9 protein-coding genes are annotated in these 18335 nt (G+C 42.4%); 8 read left to right on the top strand and 1 reads right to left on the bottom strand.

Annotated elements, in window-relative coordinates; all coding sequences use genetic code 11:
• Positions 1–49: 49 nt before the first annotated feature.
• The 5 genes from ACJJI8_RS22335 to ACJJI8_RS22315 all read left to right on the top strand — a co-directional run bounded on the left by ACJJI8_RS22335 (position 50) and on the right by ACJJI8_RS22315 (position 4594).
• The gene (locus tag ACJJI8_RS22335) at positions 50–847 is read left to right on the top strand and encodes a hypothetical protein (protein ID WP_444897997.1); all 798 of its coding nucleotides are present in this window, start codon (positions 50–52) and stop codon (positions 845–847) included.
• Between the two features lie 160 nt (positions 848–1007).
• Positions 1008–1706 (top strand): tRNA (adenosine(37)-N6)-threonylcarbamoyltransferase complex dimerization subunit type 1 TsaB, encoded by a 699-nt coding sequence (gene tsaB, locus ACJJI8_RS22330; protein WP_444897996.1) that lies wholly within the window; start codon positions 1008–1010, stop codon positions 1704–1706.
• Positions 1707–1712: 6 nt separating this feature from the next.
• Entirely contained in the window at positions 1713–2510 is a 798-nt protein-coding gene (locus tag ACJJI8_RS22325; protein ID WP_282931976.1) for an undecaprenyl-diphosphate phosphatase, read from the top strand.
• Positions 2511–2515: 5 nt separating this feature from the next.
• Positions 2516–3397, top strand: a complete 882-nt coding sequence (locus tag ACJJI8_RS22320) for an NAD(P)-dependent oxidoreductase (RefSeq protein ID WP_444897995.1) — start codon at positions 2516–2518, stop codon at positions 3395–3397.
• Positions 3398–3463: 66 nt separating this feature from the next.
• A complete protein-coding gene (locus ACJJI8_RS22315; RefSeq protein WP_444933782.1) occupies positions 3464–4594 on the top strand; it encodes a tRNA-queuosine alpha-mannosyltransferase domain-containing protein in 1131 nt (376 codons plus the stop codon).
• Between the two features lie 105 nt (positions 4595–4699).
• On the opposite strand, the gene ACJJI8_RS22310 is transcribed toward ACJJI8_RS22315, so the two are convergent.
• On the bottom strand, positions 4700–7633 hold the full coding sequence (locus ACJJI8_RS22310; RefSeq protein WP_444933781.1) for a cellulose binding domain-containing protein: 2934 nt from the start codon (positions 7631–7633) through the stop codon (positions 4700–4702).
• Between the two features lie 846 nt (positions 7634–8479).
• Here ACJJI8_RS22310 and ACJJI8_RS22305 point away from each other — a divergent pair.
• From ACJJI8_RS22305 to ACJJI8_RS22295, 3 genes are all read left to right on the top strand, one after another.
• On the top strand, positions 8480–10561 hold the full coding sequence (locus ACJJI8_RS22305; RefSeq protein ID WP_444933780.1) for a neutral/alkaline ceramidase: 2082 nt from the start codon (positions 8480–8482) through the stop codon (positions 10559–10561).
• 844 nt (positions 10562–11405) lie between these two features.
• A complete protein-coding gene (locus ACJJI8_RS22300; protein ID WP_444933779.1) occupies positions 11406–15398 on the top strand; it encodes a DUF6531 domain-containing protein in 3993 nt (1330 codons plus the stop codon).
• Positions 15399–16694: 1296 nt separating this feature from the next.
• Positions 16695–17666, top strand: a complete 972-nt coding sequence (locus tag ACJJI8_RS22295) for a GlxA family transcriptional regulator (RefSeq protein ID WP_444933778.1) — start codon at positions 16695–16697, stop codon at positions 17664–17666.
• Positions 17667–18335 lie beyond the last annotated feature (669 nt).

Raw genomic sequence — 18335 nt, 5'->3', positions numbered from 1 at the left:
TGCCGGCACACTTTTGGATGTACTTCTTCTTTCAGTGAGGAGACAAGGGATGGCAAGAGTAGTAAAAAAAGGTACACGCGCGAAACGAGCAACTAGTGCGACCGCAGCGTCGCCAGCGGTCGTGAAAGCGCAGAAGGCGGTAGATTCAGCGACCAAATCGCTGGATGCGCAAATGGACCGTGTTGCTAAGGCTAAGGCTCGAGCGCAGAAAAGTAATGCGGCAACAGCGAAAACTTCGCTGGCCAGTGCCAATAGTAAGGCAAAGGATTTACGCGCCAAGCTGGCAGCGGCAAAGATGGATCTTGCCAAAGCTAAGGCTATGGATGCCGTACATATGGCTGAAGCTGCTGCAAAAGAAAAGGTGGAAAGTCTCTCTAAGAGCCTCTCCAGCAAAGCAGATAAAGAGTTAGCTGCCGCACTCAAGGCATTTGAAACACGCTGGGTAAAAACCAAAGAAAAGGCTCATGCCAAGAAATTGAAGGCTGCTGAGAAGAAGGCTGAAGCTAAGGTTAAAGCAGCTGCAAAGAAAGCTGCCGCTAAAGTTAAAGAGTTAGAGAAGAAGGCTAAAGCCAAATTAAAAGCCGAAACTCAAAAGGCCAAGAAGAAACCTGCAGCCAAGGCCACAGCAGCGAAAAAGCCCGGACGCCCCAAGAAGGCCGCTACAGCGACGGCGAAAAAAGCCGGCCGTCCAAAGAAGGCAACTTCAGCGGCTAAGCCAGCAAAAAGAGTCGGACGACCCAAGAAAGCGACTGCGACAGCAGCTGCTAAGAAGGCTCCAGCCCGTCGCGGCCGTCCACCGAAGGCTGGTGCTGCCCGTCGAGGTCGGCCACCGAAAAAGGCCGCCTAGGGTCATATATATGGGCTCAACGATGTGAACTTTGGCAGGCTCCTCATAAACCCCGGTTAGTCCGGGGTTTTTTAGTTGCGGGTTGCGATATTGGGCATGACTCCCCTCCGCTCCCGTGCCACAATTCCCTCCCTTTTTTATGACCAGGATTAAGAACGCTGTGAAAATACTTGCCCTGGATACAACGTCGGGCGCCTGTTCTGTTGCTCTCATATCTGATGGCCAGCTGATTGAGCGTTTTGTACAGGCAGAGCGCGATCACACTCGTCGCCTTTTGCCAATGGTGGATGACGTTCTCGCAGAAGCCGGCATAAAGCTGGCAGGCCTGGATGCTCTTGCTGTCAGCCGCGGGCCGGGGTCATTTACTGGTCTCCGAATAGCAATTAGTAGTGTGCAGGGGTTGGCTTATGCTGCAGATCTACCAGTGGTTCCGGTTTCCAGCCTCGCAGCCCTAGCACTTGGAGCTCGGCGATCGCACCCGGACTGGGGACAGTCACCGGTCGTGGCAATGCTGGATGCTCGTATGCAACAAGTATATTGGGGGGTTTACTCCAGTGACTCTCCCTGCGATAGCTTGATCCCGGAGGCGGTACAGAACCCGGAGGAGGTTCTGCTGTCTTTAGAGAAATCGGAGATTTGTACTCCGATCTATGGGGCGGGCCCGGGATTACATTATGAGGCTTTTGAAGGGGCGTTATTGGCTGCCGTTGATCAAGCCAGTCTCATTCACGCTCGGGATATAGCGCAGCTGGCAGTACCACTATGGGAGCAGGGTCATACAGTGACCGCTGAAGAGCTTGAGCCTGTTTATTTGCGCAATGAAGTGACTTGGAAGAAAAGACAAAAAATCCGATCTTAATAACACATGGAAACATTTCAGATTGTAATTTTGGCCCTGATACAGGGGCTGACAGAGTTTCTGCCCATCTCCAGTTCCGCGCACTTGATCTTACCTTCTGAGGTATTGGGTTGGCAGGACCAGGGGCTGGCCTTCGATGTTGCTGTTCATTTTGGCTCTTTACTGGCAGTAGTTTTCTATTTCCGCAAAGATATTTGGGTGCTGATTAGGGATGGTCTAGGAGGATTTACGGATAAACAATTTACCGATGAGGGGCGGCTGGCCTGGTTAATTGTTCTCGCCACTATACCTGTGGGACTGATAGGCCTGGTATTCAAAGGGTTCATAGAAACTCACCTGCGTTCAGCCGGTGTTATCGCTGCTACGACTATTGGCTTTGGTATTTTACTCTGGTGGGCTGATGCAAAGGGGCGCAGGGTCGAATCTCTAGCCCAGTTAAATTGGAAAAAAGCACTTCTGATTGGCTTATCACAGGTGTTGGCCCTAATCCCTGGCACCTCCCGCTCTGGTATCACAATGACTGCTGGTTTGATGCTTGGCATGAAGAGAGAGGCTGCAGCGCGCTTTTCGTTCCTGATGTCTATTCCTGTTATTGCCCTCAGCGCTATTTTGTTAACGATTGAATTACTTGCGCTGGAAAGTGTTCCATGGAATGACTTGCTGCTTGGTACCGTTTTATCTTGTATTAGTGCTTATTTGTGTATTCATTTTTTCCTTCAATTTATTAGCCGCATTGGGATGGCTCCATTCGCGATTTATCGCTTGGTTCTCGGTGTAATACTTATTTGGATGGTATGGGGGTAGAGGAAATGGCAACAGTTGCATTTATTGGCTTGGGGGTGATGGGATATCCCATGGCGGGGCATCTTTCTAATGCTGGCCACATGGTGCGAATTTACAATCGCACTGTTAGCCGTGCGGATCAATGGCTACAAGAATATGATGGAGAGAGCTTTGCAACGCCCGCTGAAGCCGCAAAGGGCGCGGAGGTTGTTTTTGCCTGTGTAGGCAATGACAACGATCTCCGCCAGGTGGTGACAGGAGAGCAGGGGGCATTCACGAGTATGGGTGACGGGGCTTTGTTTGTAGATCATACAACAGCCTCTGCCAATGTTGCTCGGGAATTGGCAGTTGCAGCCAGCGAAAAGGGAATCGGTTTTCTGGATGCACCTGTCTCTGGAGGCCAGGCCGGCGCTGAGAATGGTGCTTTAACGGTTATGTTTGGGGGAGATAAGGCAGACTTTGATAAAGTGCAACCTCTTATCGACTGTTATGCGCGGGCAAGCAACCTGATGGGGCCAGTAGGTAGCGGCCAGCTGTGTAAAATGGTCAATCAAATTTGTATCGCGGGTGTCGTTCAGGGGCTTGCTGAAGGTTTACATTTTGCCAAGGCAGCTGGCCTCGATGGAGAGCAGGTTGTCAATGTGATATCCAAGGGGGCGGCACAGAGCTGGCAAATGGAAAACCGCTCAAAAACTATGTTAGCTGGCGAGTATGACCACGGTTTTGCTGTGGACTGGATGCGTAAGGATTTGGCTATAGTCCTTCAAGAGGCACAACATAACGGAGCTTTACTGCCCGTAACTGCCCTGGTAGATCAGTTTTATAGTGAGGTACAAGCTATTGGTGGTGCTCGTTGGGATACTTCCAGCTTGTTTGCACGATTAATGAATGTGCGCTCTTTCGATTAATCCCTCCAATCAATAGTTACCGGGGTTAAGTTTGATCCCGGTGCCGCTTCTTCTTGTTACTATTTAATGAAAGTTTTATTACTCTCCGCTTATGATGCGGACAGTCACAAGCGTTGGCGTAAAGGGCTGGTAGCGGCATTTTCTGATTGGCAATGGACCGTACTAACCTTACCACCGCGATACTTTAGCTGGCGAATTCGCGGTAATAGCCTTTCCTGGGGCCGAGGGGAAACTGCGCAAATATTGAAGCAGCGTTGGGACCTTATTGTTACAACCTCAATGACCGATCTAAGTGCCTTGCGCGGTTTAGTTCCCGAAATCGTTGGGGTGCCTACAGTTGTATATTTTCATGAGAATCAATTTGCTTACCCAGTGAGCTCTGATGCGTTTCGATCGGTAGAACCCCAGTTGTTGAATATTTACACGGCCTTGTCCAGTGATCTGGTCTTGTTCAACTCTGAATACAACCGCAGTACCTTGTTAGGAGGAGTAAAGAAATTACTCAAGCGCTTTCCTGATTGTGTTCCTCCCGGAATTTGTGAGGAGATTGAGGAAAAGTCGCGAGTTCTTCCTGTGCCAATAGAAGACATCGTTTTTGATAGTGCGAAAACTGAAGAGGCCTTTTCCTGGAACTCCTGCACAGAGAGCATTTATGGGGGCGAAATAGATCAAGATACTTTGATTATCAGTTGGGCGGCCCGTTGGGAATATGACAAAGGCGCGGACCGATTGCTGGATATCCTACGGGGCTTGAAAGCCAGAAATGTTAAGTTTCTCGTTAATCTAATGGGGCAGTCATTTCGTAATAGCCCTGCTGAGTTTGCTCAAATACAAGAAGAGTTTGCCGACCATTTATTGGTACTCGGGTATCTCGAAAGCGCTAAAGACTATCGTCAAGTACTGCGACATAGCCATATATTCCTTTCTACGGCTTACCATGAATTCCAAGGGTTGGCGGTGATGGAAGCAGCTATTCTCGGTGCGACTCCACTGGTGCCAGATGAACAGTGCTACCCAGAGTTCTATTCCGAAAACTTTTGTTATTTAGACTGTAATGATGCAATCAAAAAACTGGAATCAATGTTTTTGTCAATTCTATCGGGTTCAAAATTAAAAAAAGTTGATTTAAGTAATTTCTCAGGGAAAGTGATTTGGGCAGAATATAGGAAGCAGTTCTTAAATCTGGTTCAGAGTTAGGCCGGCTACTATAGAAGTCGGGTCTATAAAGGCTCCCAAAGTTATTGGTGAGTAAAAGCAGCGCCCTGAAAATTTCTAATCAGGGCCCGTTAAGCGAAATCCTAGCTAATTGGATACATGATCTATTGCTTTCAATAGCCCTTTATCTGGGATGTTACTGGGAAGAATACAAGAAGGAATATCTGAATGGCCAAGATTTTTACCATAAAGTAAGTTGCAAGCCATAATCTTGTGGCCCTCAGTTGTTGGGTGTACCGGGTCTCCAGTTGGGACAATATTTCCTTGGTCTGCTAAGAAAATATTTTTGGTATTGGAGGCCTCTGATAGTGACTTCTTGATTTTTTGATTATAAAAGTCCGTACAGTAATTTTTCGGATCTTGTCCGTCTAAATCACTTCGACGAGGGATAGTTGAAATTACGAATGCAATTTTCTCAGTTGGAATATCTATGCTCTCAAAGTAATTTTGTATTCTATCTGTTATTGATATGCCTTGAATATTATTGGGTGATGATATTATCTTACTAACGACCATATTTAGCTTCTGGGCGGATTCACTATTTTCTTCTATAGGAAGGCTACAATCAATCGCATTATTCATGCTAAGGAAGGTGATGTCGTTAGTCCCGAGCTGTATAGGTATGACAACGCTATCCTCAGAGGTTATATCCCGCGTTAAATTGCAGGCTTGATTAGTGAGCCAGCCAGAACTAGTTTCGCCCTCCCTGCACATTTCGCTGAGAAATTGATTGAAGTTCTTGATGGAATTGAGGCAGTTGGTGAAATTGTAGCCAGGGGTGATTTGATGGCCTATCGGATCAAGATAGCAAAGTAAATCGCTGGTTGTAGTTCCAGGTATCCCAGAGTGCCAGTAATTCTTGGTCTGTTGAGACATATCATCAGGGCCTGTTGGTCCAGTGATAGTGCCAATCGTTTCTAGTTGTTTTCCATTGTATTTTAGAATTAGCTGCTCACTGGTAGATTCTTGATCTATAGGAAAGATTGAGTTGCCATCGGCTGCTTTGGCAAGATAGTCCCAGATCTGGCTACGAAATCCGTTTGAATTATAAGGGAGTGTTGTCATGCCGTAAGTAATCGAATCACCAATAAACCATAGCTTAACACTGCTATTATCTGAATGTTCATTGGGCTGATTGGGGGGCTGACTAGGTTGTGAAGGTTCAGTTGTGAGTGTACCCGTGCAGTTGCCAATTATAATTGGTGGGATGTTTTCTCCAGAGTAATCTGCATTAAACCCAAAAGCCTGGGCCTCTCCTGCCGGAATAGATGATTCACTAGTAACAGTTATTGTCCTGTTACTTTCTGCGATTTGTGCATTCCAGAAGTGTGTGATTGATTGGTTACCTTGCCAGTTCCACTGTAGCTGCCATTTATCAAGAGAAGTCTTTCCTTTATTATAAATAACCACATTTGCCATAAAACCATTCCCCCAATCGTTTTGAACTGTATATTCCACATCACACTGGCCAGAAGGTTCACCGGGTTCTTCCGGTACAGTAGGGGGAGTGTCAGGTTTGGGCTGTTGTGGTGGGGTTTTCGATGATTCAAACCATTTTAAGGCATAGGCTCGAAATTCACTTTCTGACGGAAGGGAGGAGTTTTCCATATAATAGTTATCCAAGAATGCTCTCGCATCCTTATAGTACTCTTGGTGAGTCTTATAAATCTCCTTTTTATTACCATCCTTGTCAATCAGCCAGTAGCCAGTGAATTCACTGATCCAGCTATCATATTCATTGTCATACATTTGCCAGTACAAAATAAATGGAGCACCCCACTGGAGCGCCGTTTTTATTACATTGCGTGATAGCAAATCCTGGGCTTCGCCAGAGCGGGCTCCCCAATCCTTAAACCAGGACTCTCCGTAACCATATTCGCCAATGAAAACCCGCTTTTCAAATGGCAGCCCAGATTTTTTTGGAAGATTTGAGTTGATAAATTCTAGAGCCGAAGTCAACTCACTATGTAGAGTGGCTAAATCTGAATGCTTTTCTTTGGTAGTGAGATCGTAAGCTGAATAAGACACCAAATCTACATTAGTATGAGGAAGTACGGCATTGGTTATCCGTTCTTTGCCCTGCATTGCAGATTCAACCCTATTGACCTCAATATAGTGATATAAGTTAACGTCAAAGTGGGTGATATTTGATTTGGCATCGTCAATGGCTTTTTGTCGAATATTGATCCAGTCAATTAGACCCTGTAAACGCTTAGGAGGGATAGTTTCCTGACTGTCATCTCTAGTACCATCAGTTTTTTGAACCAGGTTCCAATCGCCTTCCCAATGCCCGATCATGAATGTCTTACCGGAGCCGTTATATTCAGTTAGTAAATATTCAGCCAACGAATAAATTTTGTCATATTGCCAGTTTAGCTCTTCTTCACTCATTCCTTTGTTATCCATCCAGGAACCGGAGTCCTCAACCCAAAACATGTAGATGGAGAAATCCATTTCCAAGACTTGCTGAAATTCTGGTATTTCTTTCAGTATTCGCTTGAATTGATAGTCGAGTCCAGAGTTACTTAGCTCGCTATATAGGCTCGGAGAAAGGGCAATCTTGAGTAAGTTAGAGCCCATTGAGTAAATGGCTTCAGCACTTTCAACAAGTGATCCCTTATCTGTAAATGTATACCTAGGGTTTATCGTTTGAGTGCCTAAAATTAAATTGTATTGTGAAAGGGGGTCTAACAGGTCTCGTGAAGGTGGGGTCGGATCTGGTTTATTGATGGTGTTGTTGCAACTAGCGTTAATATGAGCAGGCTTCTGTTTACCACCCGAGTAGCGAATATTAAAACCAAAAGATTGGGCTTGGCCAATGGGTACTTCTATAAAGCCTTGTTTTCCAACTACAGAGATCAGGTTTTCATCCTGCGCCGAAGTAGCATTCCATATATGCGTGACTTCTTGGTCTGAAGGCCATTGCCATGAAAGTTCCCAATCACTTATTGGCTCGGTACCTGTATTACGTACAACTACTGAAGCCATATATCCATCTTCCCATTCGCTCTGTATCGTCATTTGTACATCGCACTTTTGACCGGCCAGGGATGGTAGGGATAAGAAGGTCAATGTGAAAAAAATTGAGAGGGGGAGAAGTTTAGAGCGCATTATTTATGTATCTATATGGATTACTGCAGAGTAGTCAGATATTGATAGCTACGTAAAGTTCACATATTTATACCCAGGGGCGTCAAATGCTAAAAGGGTCAATTATCAAAGTTATTCAACTTCCACCTTATTTCCCATCAAGGCAACTTTGAACGTTTACTGCAAGTGTTTGCATAAGCAATTGCTAATTTAATTTTTTTGTGAACCAGTGGTCAATCTATGGAATATAATTGGAAACAGATTGAGTGCTAATTTTGAGTGGCGAAAGTTTTTTACATTTCCTCTCTAAATGTAATTCAAATCTCCTAATCTATCCTTTCTTTACACTCATTTTTAGATTGTACTTGCTTAAATTGTAAATATTTAGGTTTGCCGTAGTTCAGAAAATCTTTGCATATTTAAAATAATTTTACTTTCAACTGTAGATTAACGGATTTATGGCGGGCAATTACTCTGCGGGTGCTACCAAATACAGCCAGTTAGGGTATTCTGAACATGCGTACTAGAGCTGTACTCTCAGTTCCAGTGTGCTGACAGCAAGGAGGTTATGGCTACTATGTGTTTTTTTAGAATAATAAAGCCGCTTTTCAGGATGAGATAATAAAAGCCAAGATTACATTGGCTAACTATCTAGAGAGCCGCGTCCGAGTCGATCGGAAGTGGCTTATTCAGGTATCAATTTTCAACGAAAAGGATACGCCTTCACTTCTGTGAACTGGCGAATGTACTCCTGCGTGTATAGATTCTGGAGAAAAAATGAAAAAAATAATTAATGGTTACGTCATTGCTTTAATAGTATTTATTGGAGCTTCTTCCACTGTTAAAGCATCTGACTGGCGTGTTGGTGTTGGTAAGTATGATATAACTGGCCCGGCAGCAGATGTTGGAATGGTAGGATATGGAGAAACGGGGCAGACAACCAAGGGAATTCATACCCGTTTATGGTCCCGCGCATTCATAATTTCTGATAGCTCTGAAAATGAGCGTTTGGTATTCGTATCAGCAGATCTGCAAGGTATTCCGCAGGGCGTGAAGCAGGGTGTCGTAGATAAATTAAAAAATCTCTACGGTAATAGTAAGTACACCGAAAAGAATGTGATGCTGACTGCTACACATACCCATGTAGGTCCTGGGGGGTATGATCATTATGTCATGTTGAATATGAGTGCTCTTGGGTATGCGGAAGATAACTATGACGCTATTGTTGATGGTATTTTTCAGTCAATCGTTGAAGCAGACAGTGGACTAACACCAGGTGACATCTTTATTGAGCAGGGGATCTTGCTCGATACCAGTATCAATCGAAACCCAGACCCTTATTCAGAAAATACTGATGCAAGCGACTATCAATACGATACCAATAAAACCATGACCCAACTCAAGTTGGTTGATGCTAACAACAAAGCACTGGGAGTTATTAATTGGTTTGCAGTACACAATGTCTCTTTAGGGACAGGGCAGCGGCAACTTAGCGGGGATAATAAGGGGGCGGCGAGTCAATTGCTGGAGTCTTGGGCTGCCGAGCAGGGTGCTGCAAGTCAATTTACTGCGGCATTTGCCAATAGTAATTTAGGTGATGCGTCTCCGAATATTTGTGGCCCTAGGGATGGATGCGGAAATTCTGAGTATGAAAGTTTACTTTTATCTGCTGAAAAGCAAGTTGCAAAAGCTCAGTCTCTTTACCAATCAGCTACTGTGAAACTTGAAGGTGGATTAGATTATCGACATCAACATATTTATTTCCCTGGCTATACCGTAGCAGGTGAATTTACCGGTGAGAGGCAAATAGATATTTGTGAAGGTGCTGTCGGCTGGTCATTTACTGCAGGATCAAGTTGGGACGGTCCCAGCAATATTGATGGTATTTTTGAGGGAATGTCTGTTGAAAATGAGGGGGTGGATTGGGATAGAGATGTGGGACTATTCGAATCGGCGATTAATGGTTATCCACTATTTGGCCTGATGAGTGCCTTCTCTGCAGCCGCCGTATATGAGGATACTCAGGATGACCCCTGCCAGTACCCCAAACCTACATTTGTAGAGCGTGAGGTAATAGGTCAAGCACTTTATACCCCTTACCTACCTTTCCAAATGTTTCGCATAGGCTCACTTGCTTTGGTCGCCGCGCCGGGTGAAATGACGACTATGGCAGGCCGACGTCTTGAGGCTGAAGTCTTGTCAGCTTTTGAAGGAAGCGGTGTAAACACTGTGGTGATTGCCGGTTTGGCAAATGCTTATTCCGGTTACATAACTACCCCTGAAGAGTTTGATAGGCAGCACTATGAGGGAGCACATACCATATACGGCCCCAATACCCTTGCAGCCTATAGACAGATTTATACCGAAATGACACACGCTATGGTCAATGGCGTAGATATTACTGCAGGGCCTACTCCGAAAGATCTGTCTGATGACCAAATCATTAATGTAATTGGAGTTGTTTATGATGATAAACGCCTATGGGAGTCTTTTGGTCAAGTCTGGGATGATGTAGGTACCAGTTACAGTGCTGGCGATACTGTATCTGTCACTTTCCGTTCTGGCCATCCCCGAAATGACCTGAAGACTGAGAGTACGTTCATTGAGGTACAGCGTAAAGTTAACGGTAGTTGGGAAACTTATCTTACCGATGATGATTTGGAGACACGCTTTATTTGGACACGAGATACGGCTATTGATTGTATGGCCTGTTCATTTGCTGAAGGACAGTGGATCATCGGAGATGATGCGCCATCAGGCACTTACCGAATAAAGCACTTTGGTAACTGGAAGAGTGGTTGGACTGGGAAGATTTCCAGCTATTCAGGTAAATCGAGCAGTTTTACTGTTAGCAATTAGAGTTCATCACAAATCGGCTGGATAATCTAGCCGATTTGTATGTCGATACTTGTAATAGACGTGATATGTTCTACCGCTGAATCATTATTAGGTGTTTATTATACATTTGAGCGAATACTATAAATTACGGCAAAAATTTAATAGAGTTCAAGTGTTCTCTTTGAGATTAGTTTATCATCCATAACTTCAAGCTATATTTAATGTCGCTAAATGGTACTTTTTTGTCAGAATATGCTGCTATATATCGCTTGTCTGTGATTTTCTTTCTTTGATCCTAGTCAAATTTACTTGCACTATATGCAGTGTACTCTCCTGTAATCGTTTTCTCCTATCTCAACAATACAAATTAAGTTAGCTTTCACCTAATTTCTAGCCACTCCGAAAGATGGTGGTATGTTAGGTATCTTGGAGGATTGGCCTAGTAGCTATTAGATAGGGATTATAACTATTTCGTTTAGATCATTTGAAAAGTCTTTAAATGTGGATGAATTATGGCTTTCCTATTGGTATAGCTTTTGATGTTGCTATTTTGACTTTTAACATTTTGCTTGTGATATTGAAGGCTTGAATGTGAATCGAGAGCTTATTGCTCCCGGCTTTGAAACACGCACTACTAAAATTCACACTCATTGTCAAAATTTTGGACACAGAAACTGTTCTTGGTTCAGGCGATTTTTTAATACCGATGTAAGAAGGCTGAAATGTATTTCTTCGTCTTTTGAAAGAAAAATCGTTCAAGTAGAAATGATTATGTAGAAGATGGGCACCTGGTTTAGGTGCCTCGAATGGATTCGTTTTTTGATGACCGTAGAATTGTCGGTCAGCGGTTGACAGGATTTAACTTTTGATACAGCTCTATATCGAAAACTCTCAGGGCTCTCGTTATGCGGTGAGGCCTGGATGGATATGCCAAACAGGTCCCTCTAGAAAGATTGATGCTGCTGAATTATTGAGGATGTTCGATACTAACACTCTTCAGTTAGTATATGACCAGTACCTTGGCTTATACACAACCTTTGCGCCAGATATAGACCCTGAGCAAGAGCGTCCCCCATCTCAATCGCGATTAAGTAATGTGCCTGGCTATCTTAATGAGCGGGATAAAGCCATTTATCTGGCATTGACTCAGGATCAACTGATTATTGAAGAGGCCCCACTGCCATATTCGGCATTGGGGGATCTACAAACAGAGTTGGTTGCTAAGATTCGTATGGGCTTGCAGCAAATTATTACGCAGGAAGTTGCAGATAAGGCTTTTATTAGCCAGCAAACTGATTGGAGTTGGGTGAAGCGTGTAACAACTGTAAAAAAGAAAGTAAAAGAAACTGACAGTTCTGTGTGGCGCTTATCGATTTGGTCAAAGAGTGCTGTTGATGTTGAGAAGATAGTAAGTCCAGCACGTCAATCATTTGAGTTTAGCTCTGCAGCAATCAATTATGTCTTATATGAAGAAACTCCAGAAGAAGAAGTTGATGAATGTGTAACCTCCCTGTATCGAGGTGTGATTGATGTACTAGGCTTTAATCCCAGTTCTGTTTCAAAAAAGCAGCTCCGCTTGAGTTTCAACATAGCTGAGGTTATTTATAGTGACCCAACTCTTCGGGGAGCAGTTTTTCATTTTGCCCAGGACTACATCAAAACACAACATAGCTTGCAGCACACAAACTTAACTGCAAGTGGTACTTTTGAGATCATTTTGACTATAGCACTTGCGGCATTGACTGAGGGATATGTAGCTATAACATCCTTAACTAAGAATAAGCGCTTAGTGAATGCTTTCCGTAATATTGGCGATTTAATGTTTGATTTTGCCAGGACAAAAAAGCAAAGGAAAATACTTGCTAAAAATTCAGGATATCCGACAGTAGGCAAAAGCACTGCTGTATCCGCAAAGAAAACCCCCAAAATAGCTGCACCCCGAAAAAATAGTCGAAATTTAGTGCAAGTCAAAGTGGGTAACGAGCTGCGAGAAAATAAAAGGGGTAGTGAACAAGCTTTCACAGTGCCCCATGATGTAAAGTCTGAATTTTATAAGATAAATTGTGTCAGGGATTATTCATATGATACTGATAACCACATTAGCGAAGTAGGTGAAAATTATAACTCCGATATATGTCAGAGCGATAATGTTACTGGTGAAGTAACTAGGTCTGTAAATCTAAAAACTGGAGAGGTTCAGTTTACTTTAGAAGATTTGGTATTGGAGGGGGCACTACCCTTATCGGTAACTCGTACCTATCGCAGTAGTAATTCAAGAAATTTCGGATTGGGTTGTGGCTGGACTCATACATTTAGCGAGCGCTTGGTTTGGCGTCCAGGCAAACCCATACTCTTCTTTGATTCTGAAGGTAGAATAATTAGCTTGCCAACTCCCGGAAATAGCTCGCGCAGTCATAATATTTATGAGAGATTAACTCTCACGCGAGTAAACGATGAGCATTGGATCATTACGACATATGGAATTTCCAATGGAGTACAAAGACATTTTAAAGCTACTGGTGAAACTGGTGCGTTAAAGCTCGCTGAGATTCGGGATGATAACGATAACTTTTATTTATTCAACTACTCAGGGGAGTATTTAAGATCGGTCGAGAGTAGTTCCGGTGAAATTTTATACATTAGCTCGCTTGATGAATCTCCTGAAAGTCACCTTATAAATACTTTGACAAAAGAAAATAATTTGGGAAGTTCTGAAGTAGTAGCTCAATATGTCTTTGATAGTGAAAATAATCTGACTGAAGCTGTAGACAGTGTTGGCAATAATGAAAAGTATGTTTATCACAAAGGCCTTATTAAACAAAGAACTTTAAAAACTGGTTATAGTTTCTATTTTCAGTGGGATGCTGAGGGTAGTTCAGCGCATTGTATACGGCAGTGGGGGGACCCTATTGGCGAAAAAGCTGCTTACAGTTATCAATTTATCTGGGAGGAAAGTGGTCACGGAGCAACGATGTGTGACACGAGAGGTGGGCGGCAACGTTTTCACTTCAATAATCGCGGATTACTCACGTTCCATCAAGATACTGAAGGTGGAGAAACGTGGTATGAATACAGCGATCTAGGTCACGTTACAAAAGTACGGCTACCCAGTACTGATGGGACTATACGTGAGGAGTTATTCCGATATGACAATCAGGGTCGCTTGACAGAGAAGATAGATGTGGCCGGTAATAATTATCAAATTGAATATGACAATGAAGGTCTCGCCACAAAGTATACTGATCCATCAGATAGCAGTTGGCAGTATAGTTACAACAAAAAAAGACAGCTGGTGGTAGCTGAAGATCCGCTCGGCAATCAAGTGAAATATGACTATACCTCTGCTGGCATGATTAATTCTATTAGTGACTCATTAGGTAATGTTACGAGTTATCTGTGGGGAAGCAGCAATAAGCTATTAAGAATAAGTTGCCCCTTCGGACGATCTATTGATTGTAGATATGATGTTGATATTCGCACGGAATTGTTAACGCCTGCTGAGACGAAAGAGGCTTCTTGCAAGAATGAGGATCAGGGTCGGATCAATGTTAAGGTTGCTCAAAAAGATACAGATATTCAGTGCAGATTTAACCAGCATGGATTAGTTTCAGAAATATTAGATAAGGATGGGAATTATACGCGTTATTCTTATAACGCACTCCATCAAATAAAGAGCAAGACTAGTTCCAGTGGCAGTCAATTAGAATATCATTATGATGGAGAGGGCAATTTAATTTGCCTTATAAATGAAAAGGGTGAGTGTTATCGGCTGAAATATGATCTCAATAACCGATTAATAGAAGAGGAGGATTTCTATGGTCGTGTTACCCACTATGCATATAATGCCGCTGGCCACTTAGTAAATTCTACGGAAGTAATTGCTTCTCAATCAGGCATTGGTACCGATATCTACTTTGAACGTGATTTGCTGGGCCAGTTAATAAAAGAAACTACGCTAGAGGGCGTTAATAGCTTTAGATATAATTGCCTAGGGCAACTGATCGAAGCTAAAAATAATTACTGTAGTCTGAAGTGGGAATATGATGCTAGTGGTCGTATTGTAGCGGAATGGCAAGATGATAGTAAGCTCAGTTATAAGTATGATATTTTAGGTAATCTTACGGCAACTTCACTATCCAGAAAAGAAGATGTTAAATTTATCTTTGATCATTCTGTGGAATCTGAGAATTCACCCTTCTCCTCAGTAAATGGAAATTTCAATTCTTTGTTGATAAAAACAACCGAAGGGTTGAAACCTCTGGACAATTATGATCCTCAGGTTTATGTGCAAGGCTTTATTGTCAGTAAGTTTGAAAGGCCAACTGATACAGTTACAAATATTTTGAATTTATTGCCGAATAGTAGCTGTTCACTTGCCAGAGTTAATCATTCCGGCAAGGTTAATAAAAATATCTTTAATGTTCATAACTTTTGTAAGAGTGATTCAGATCAGTTTCTTGCCTTCTTAATTTATGACCCCGCTGATAGTCTCCTGGGTAAGCTTAACTCGACGAGTAAGCTTGATAGTCAGATTCCTGGCAAAGAAGTTATTGAGAATAGAATCGTTGATAATGGCAATATATCCCGTGGTTATACCTCTTCTACAGGTCGTGTTGAAGAAGTTGGAGGGGAGGGGGCACAGAGGATTCGATACCATTATAATTGTCAGCAAAAGTTGATAAAAATAGAAAATCTAAAAGTAGAAAAAGGTGTAGAGAAATTTCAGGATGTGATTCGGTATCAATACGACCCCCTGGGGCGATGTGTAAGAAAGGAAAATTATGATGGTTGTGTCAGATTCTTTTGGTCTGGTGATACGCTTATTCAACAGCTTAAGAATGATGATCAAAGTAAATGAAGTATTATTTCGTAAAGGCTTATAAGTTGTCTGTGATATAGGGGGTTAACTCGAAAGCTTGAATACGTTAATTTACGTAAGTTTTTACAGCAGTATTGCATTTTGAGATAAATCATATTCAGTGCTTCTTTACATGAAGGCAAGTTGCTGTCCTTTTTAGCTTATATAAGTCTATGCGGGTTAAATTGCTAGATAGGGCTTTCGGCAACATAAAGGGCAATAGCTTTAGTGTGTTATTTTCCATAAATAATGAAAACTCACTTTCTGAAGTCTTGGCTATCCTGCCAAGGTTGTCGGTAGTCATTGCTTATCCGCCCTGGAAGTAGCAGATTACCATGCGTAGCCTGAAACCTATTTATATTTAATAACCCTCGAAAGTCCCAGCTATGGGGCTCAGCACCCAACCGACTGTAACAATATGTTAGAGAGCTTACTAAGCCTGAGGTTATTTGAGTCGATAAATTATTTAAATTTCTATGAGATCATCAATATTTTGATGCTCATATGAGCGAATAAGTAAGTGGTACGGCGGTGCACTTCTTGCGGGCTTTTAGGTCGTTATACGATAGAGCGAAGGCTTTAGACGATAAATGTGAGTTTCTTTTGTTTCTTGCCTTGAATCAATTCATATTAGCTGAGATGAATAGGACTTTAGATATTTACAGCTCCTTTTATTAGGAATGATTATCTTTTTCCTTTAATGGCGTTAGGTCTTTGAAGTGGCTCTTCTGTTGATGTGGCTGGGTAGTGTTCCTTTTTTGTAATTATTGGCCGCAATCAAAGTTTATTTGGCAGGATGCAGGGCTGTTTCATATACGACTATATATTCCGAAAAAAAATATCGTTATTACTTTACAGAATAGAAAAAGCTGGTACCTTAGGGTCAGGATTGCTTAATTATACAGGATTAACAGTTTGTGATATTGGTTCTGAAGGTGCCTTATTAAATAGCATTTTTATGTATATGGATGATGAGAGTATGGCTGATGGATAGTGTGTTTGCCTGTAGTCTCTAATTGGGGTAAGAATCATCGTGTGATCAATTCTCACTATTGGGTAGTAGCCACCTGGTATATTACTCAGATCAAGTGAAGAATTAACTTATTAGTAGTGTTTCCAGTTAATCTGGATTTTATTTAGGTTTTATTCAGCTTCCGCTATGGCGTTTTTTCACCTTCCTCTGAGGTGGTTGGGCTACCCAAGATAGTACTCCTGAAGTTTCTTTTAATAAGTTAGTAATCCGCACAGTGATTTTTGAGTTTGGTATATAGTTTTACGCTTATTCTGCAATTTAAAATGAACTGTAAAAAGAAAGTATCTATCGTATTTTACCCTGGGGCACACTCATTAGATGTAATGGGGCCCGCAGAAGTGTTTTCGCTGGCAAATCAGCAGCTAAAGGATAGGGGTTTTAGTTGTGATGATCAGTATGAGGTTGAACTCTTAGCCGAAGATGGAGATACCAAGGAAATCTCATCAGGTTTAAGGATATGCTCAGATAGATGTTTTACTGATTCAAGAGGAATTCATACTCTCCTTGTGAGCGGTAATCTTAATGCTGCTGATGATTTGAATATCAGTGAATGTTTGAGTAGATGGCTTTCTCTTCAGTCTGGTTTAGTTAAGCGTATAGGCTCTATTGGCAATGGAGCTCTGATTCTCGCAAAAGTAGGTTTGCTAAATGGTCGGCGTGCCACTACCCATTGGAGATATATTGATCAGCTGAAGAGATTCCCAGAAGTGGATGTCGATTCAGAATCTGTATTTGTCAAAGATGATCATATATATACTTCTGCAGGTGTTAGTGCGGGGGTTGATATGGCTTTGGCAATGGTAGAGGATGATTTTGGTCGGGGTATTGCTTTAGCTGTTGCTCAATTAATGGTCTTATATCTCAAGAGAGATGGAGATCATAAACAGAGTAGCACTTATCTTATGAGCCAGTTAAAGAGTGATCGTTTTTTAGAGCTGGTGCAATGGATTCATAGTAATTTGGATAAAACTTTATGCGTTAATAGTCTCGCGGAAAAGACATCTATGAGCCCGAGAAACTTTGCTCGCTGCTTTACTCGGGATATGGGAGTAACTCCAGGTCGATTCGTTGAGAAAATTCGCATTGAAAAGGTTTGCCAGCTTTTAGCAACTCAAGCGTTAACTCAGGAGCGTATAGCTACTATCTGTGGTTTTAAGTCTCAAGAGCAGCTTAGAAGGGCATTTCGCCGAAATAAGGGTATGTTGCCGAGGGAATACCGTCGAAAGTTGTCGTGAGATAATTTATGGGACAGTCTATTCGGTAGGGCTGTCTCATTTTTAGAAAAGATATTTTTATCCTTGGTTACAAGATATAGATAACATTTTCTATTAGAAACTTCTGTTCTTCTTGCCTTGCCTTGCCTTGCCTTGCCTTGCCTTGCCTTGCCTTGCCTTGCCTTGCCTTGCCTTGCCTTGCCTTGTGCAGGTATCTCCACTAGATTTGCATCTGGGAAAAAATCTTTTAGCTGGCTTATATTCTTACTCGATAATTCACACAGCTTGGTTCTCTCCATTATATAACCTTACTAGGGCTGATTGAGTCGCTCCCATGAATAGGAATTAATTTGTTGTGTTAACTAGAAGCTCTAATTTTTACGGGTAGACTGCGAGCTTCTCGGTCTCTATTAGGGCCAAGCTGGTAACAATTGGTAAGTGATATAGCATAAAATCATATCCCGATATATATAGGTGTGGCGAAAAAATAGTGATAGATTTGTGGCTAAATAAAATTAGACTCATGAACAGGAGCCCTTTAGTGGTGTAGATATTCTGGGAATCTAATATTGTTGGTGCGTTGTGGGAGTCGCGATCATACCCTTCGCAATATTAAATTTCTGAAAAATTTATATTGTACCCTTAATTATGGTGGATATATTGAAAGTTAGATGTCTTAGAAGTGGGGAA

This window comes from Microbulbifer maximicatervae (SeqCode), from assembly GCF_052467695.1.
This window is presented reverse-complemented; position numbering and strand designations above follow the sequence as displayed.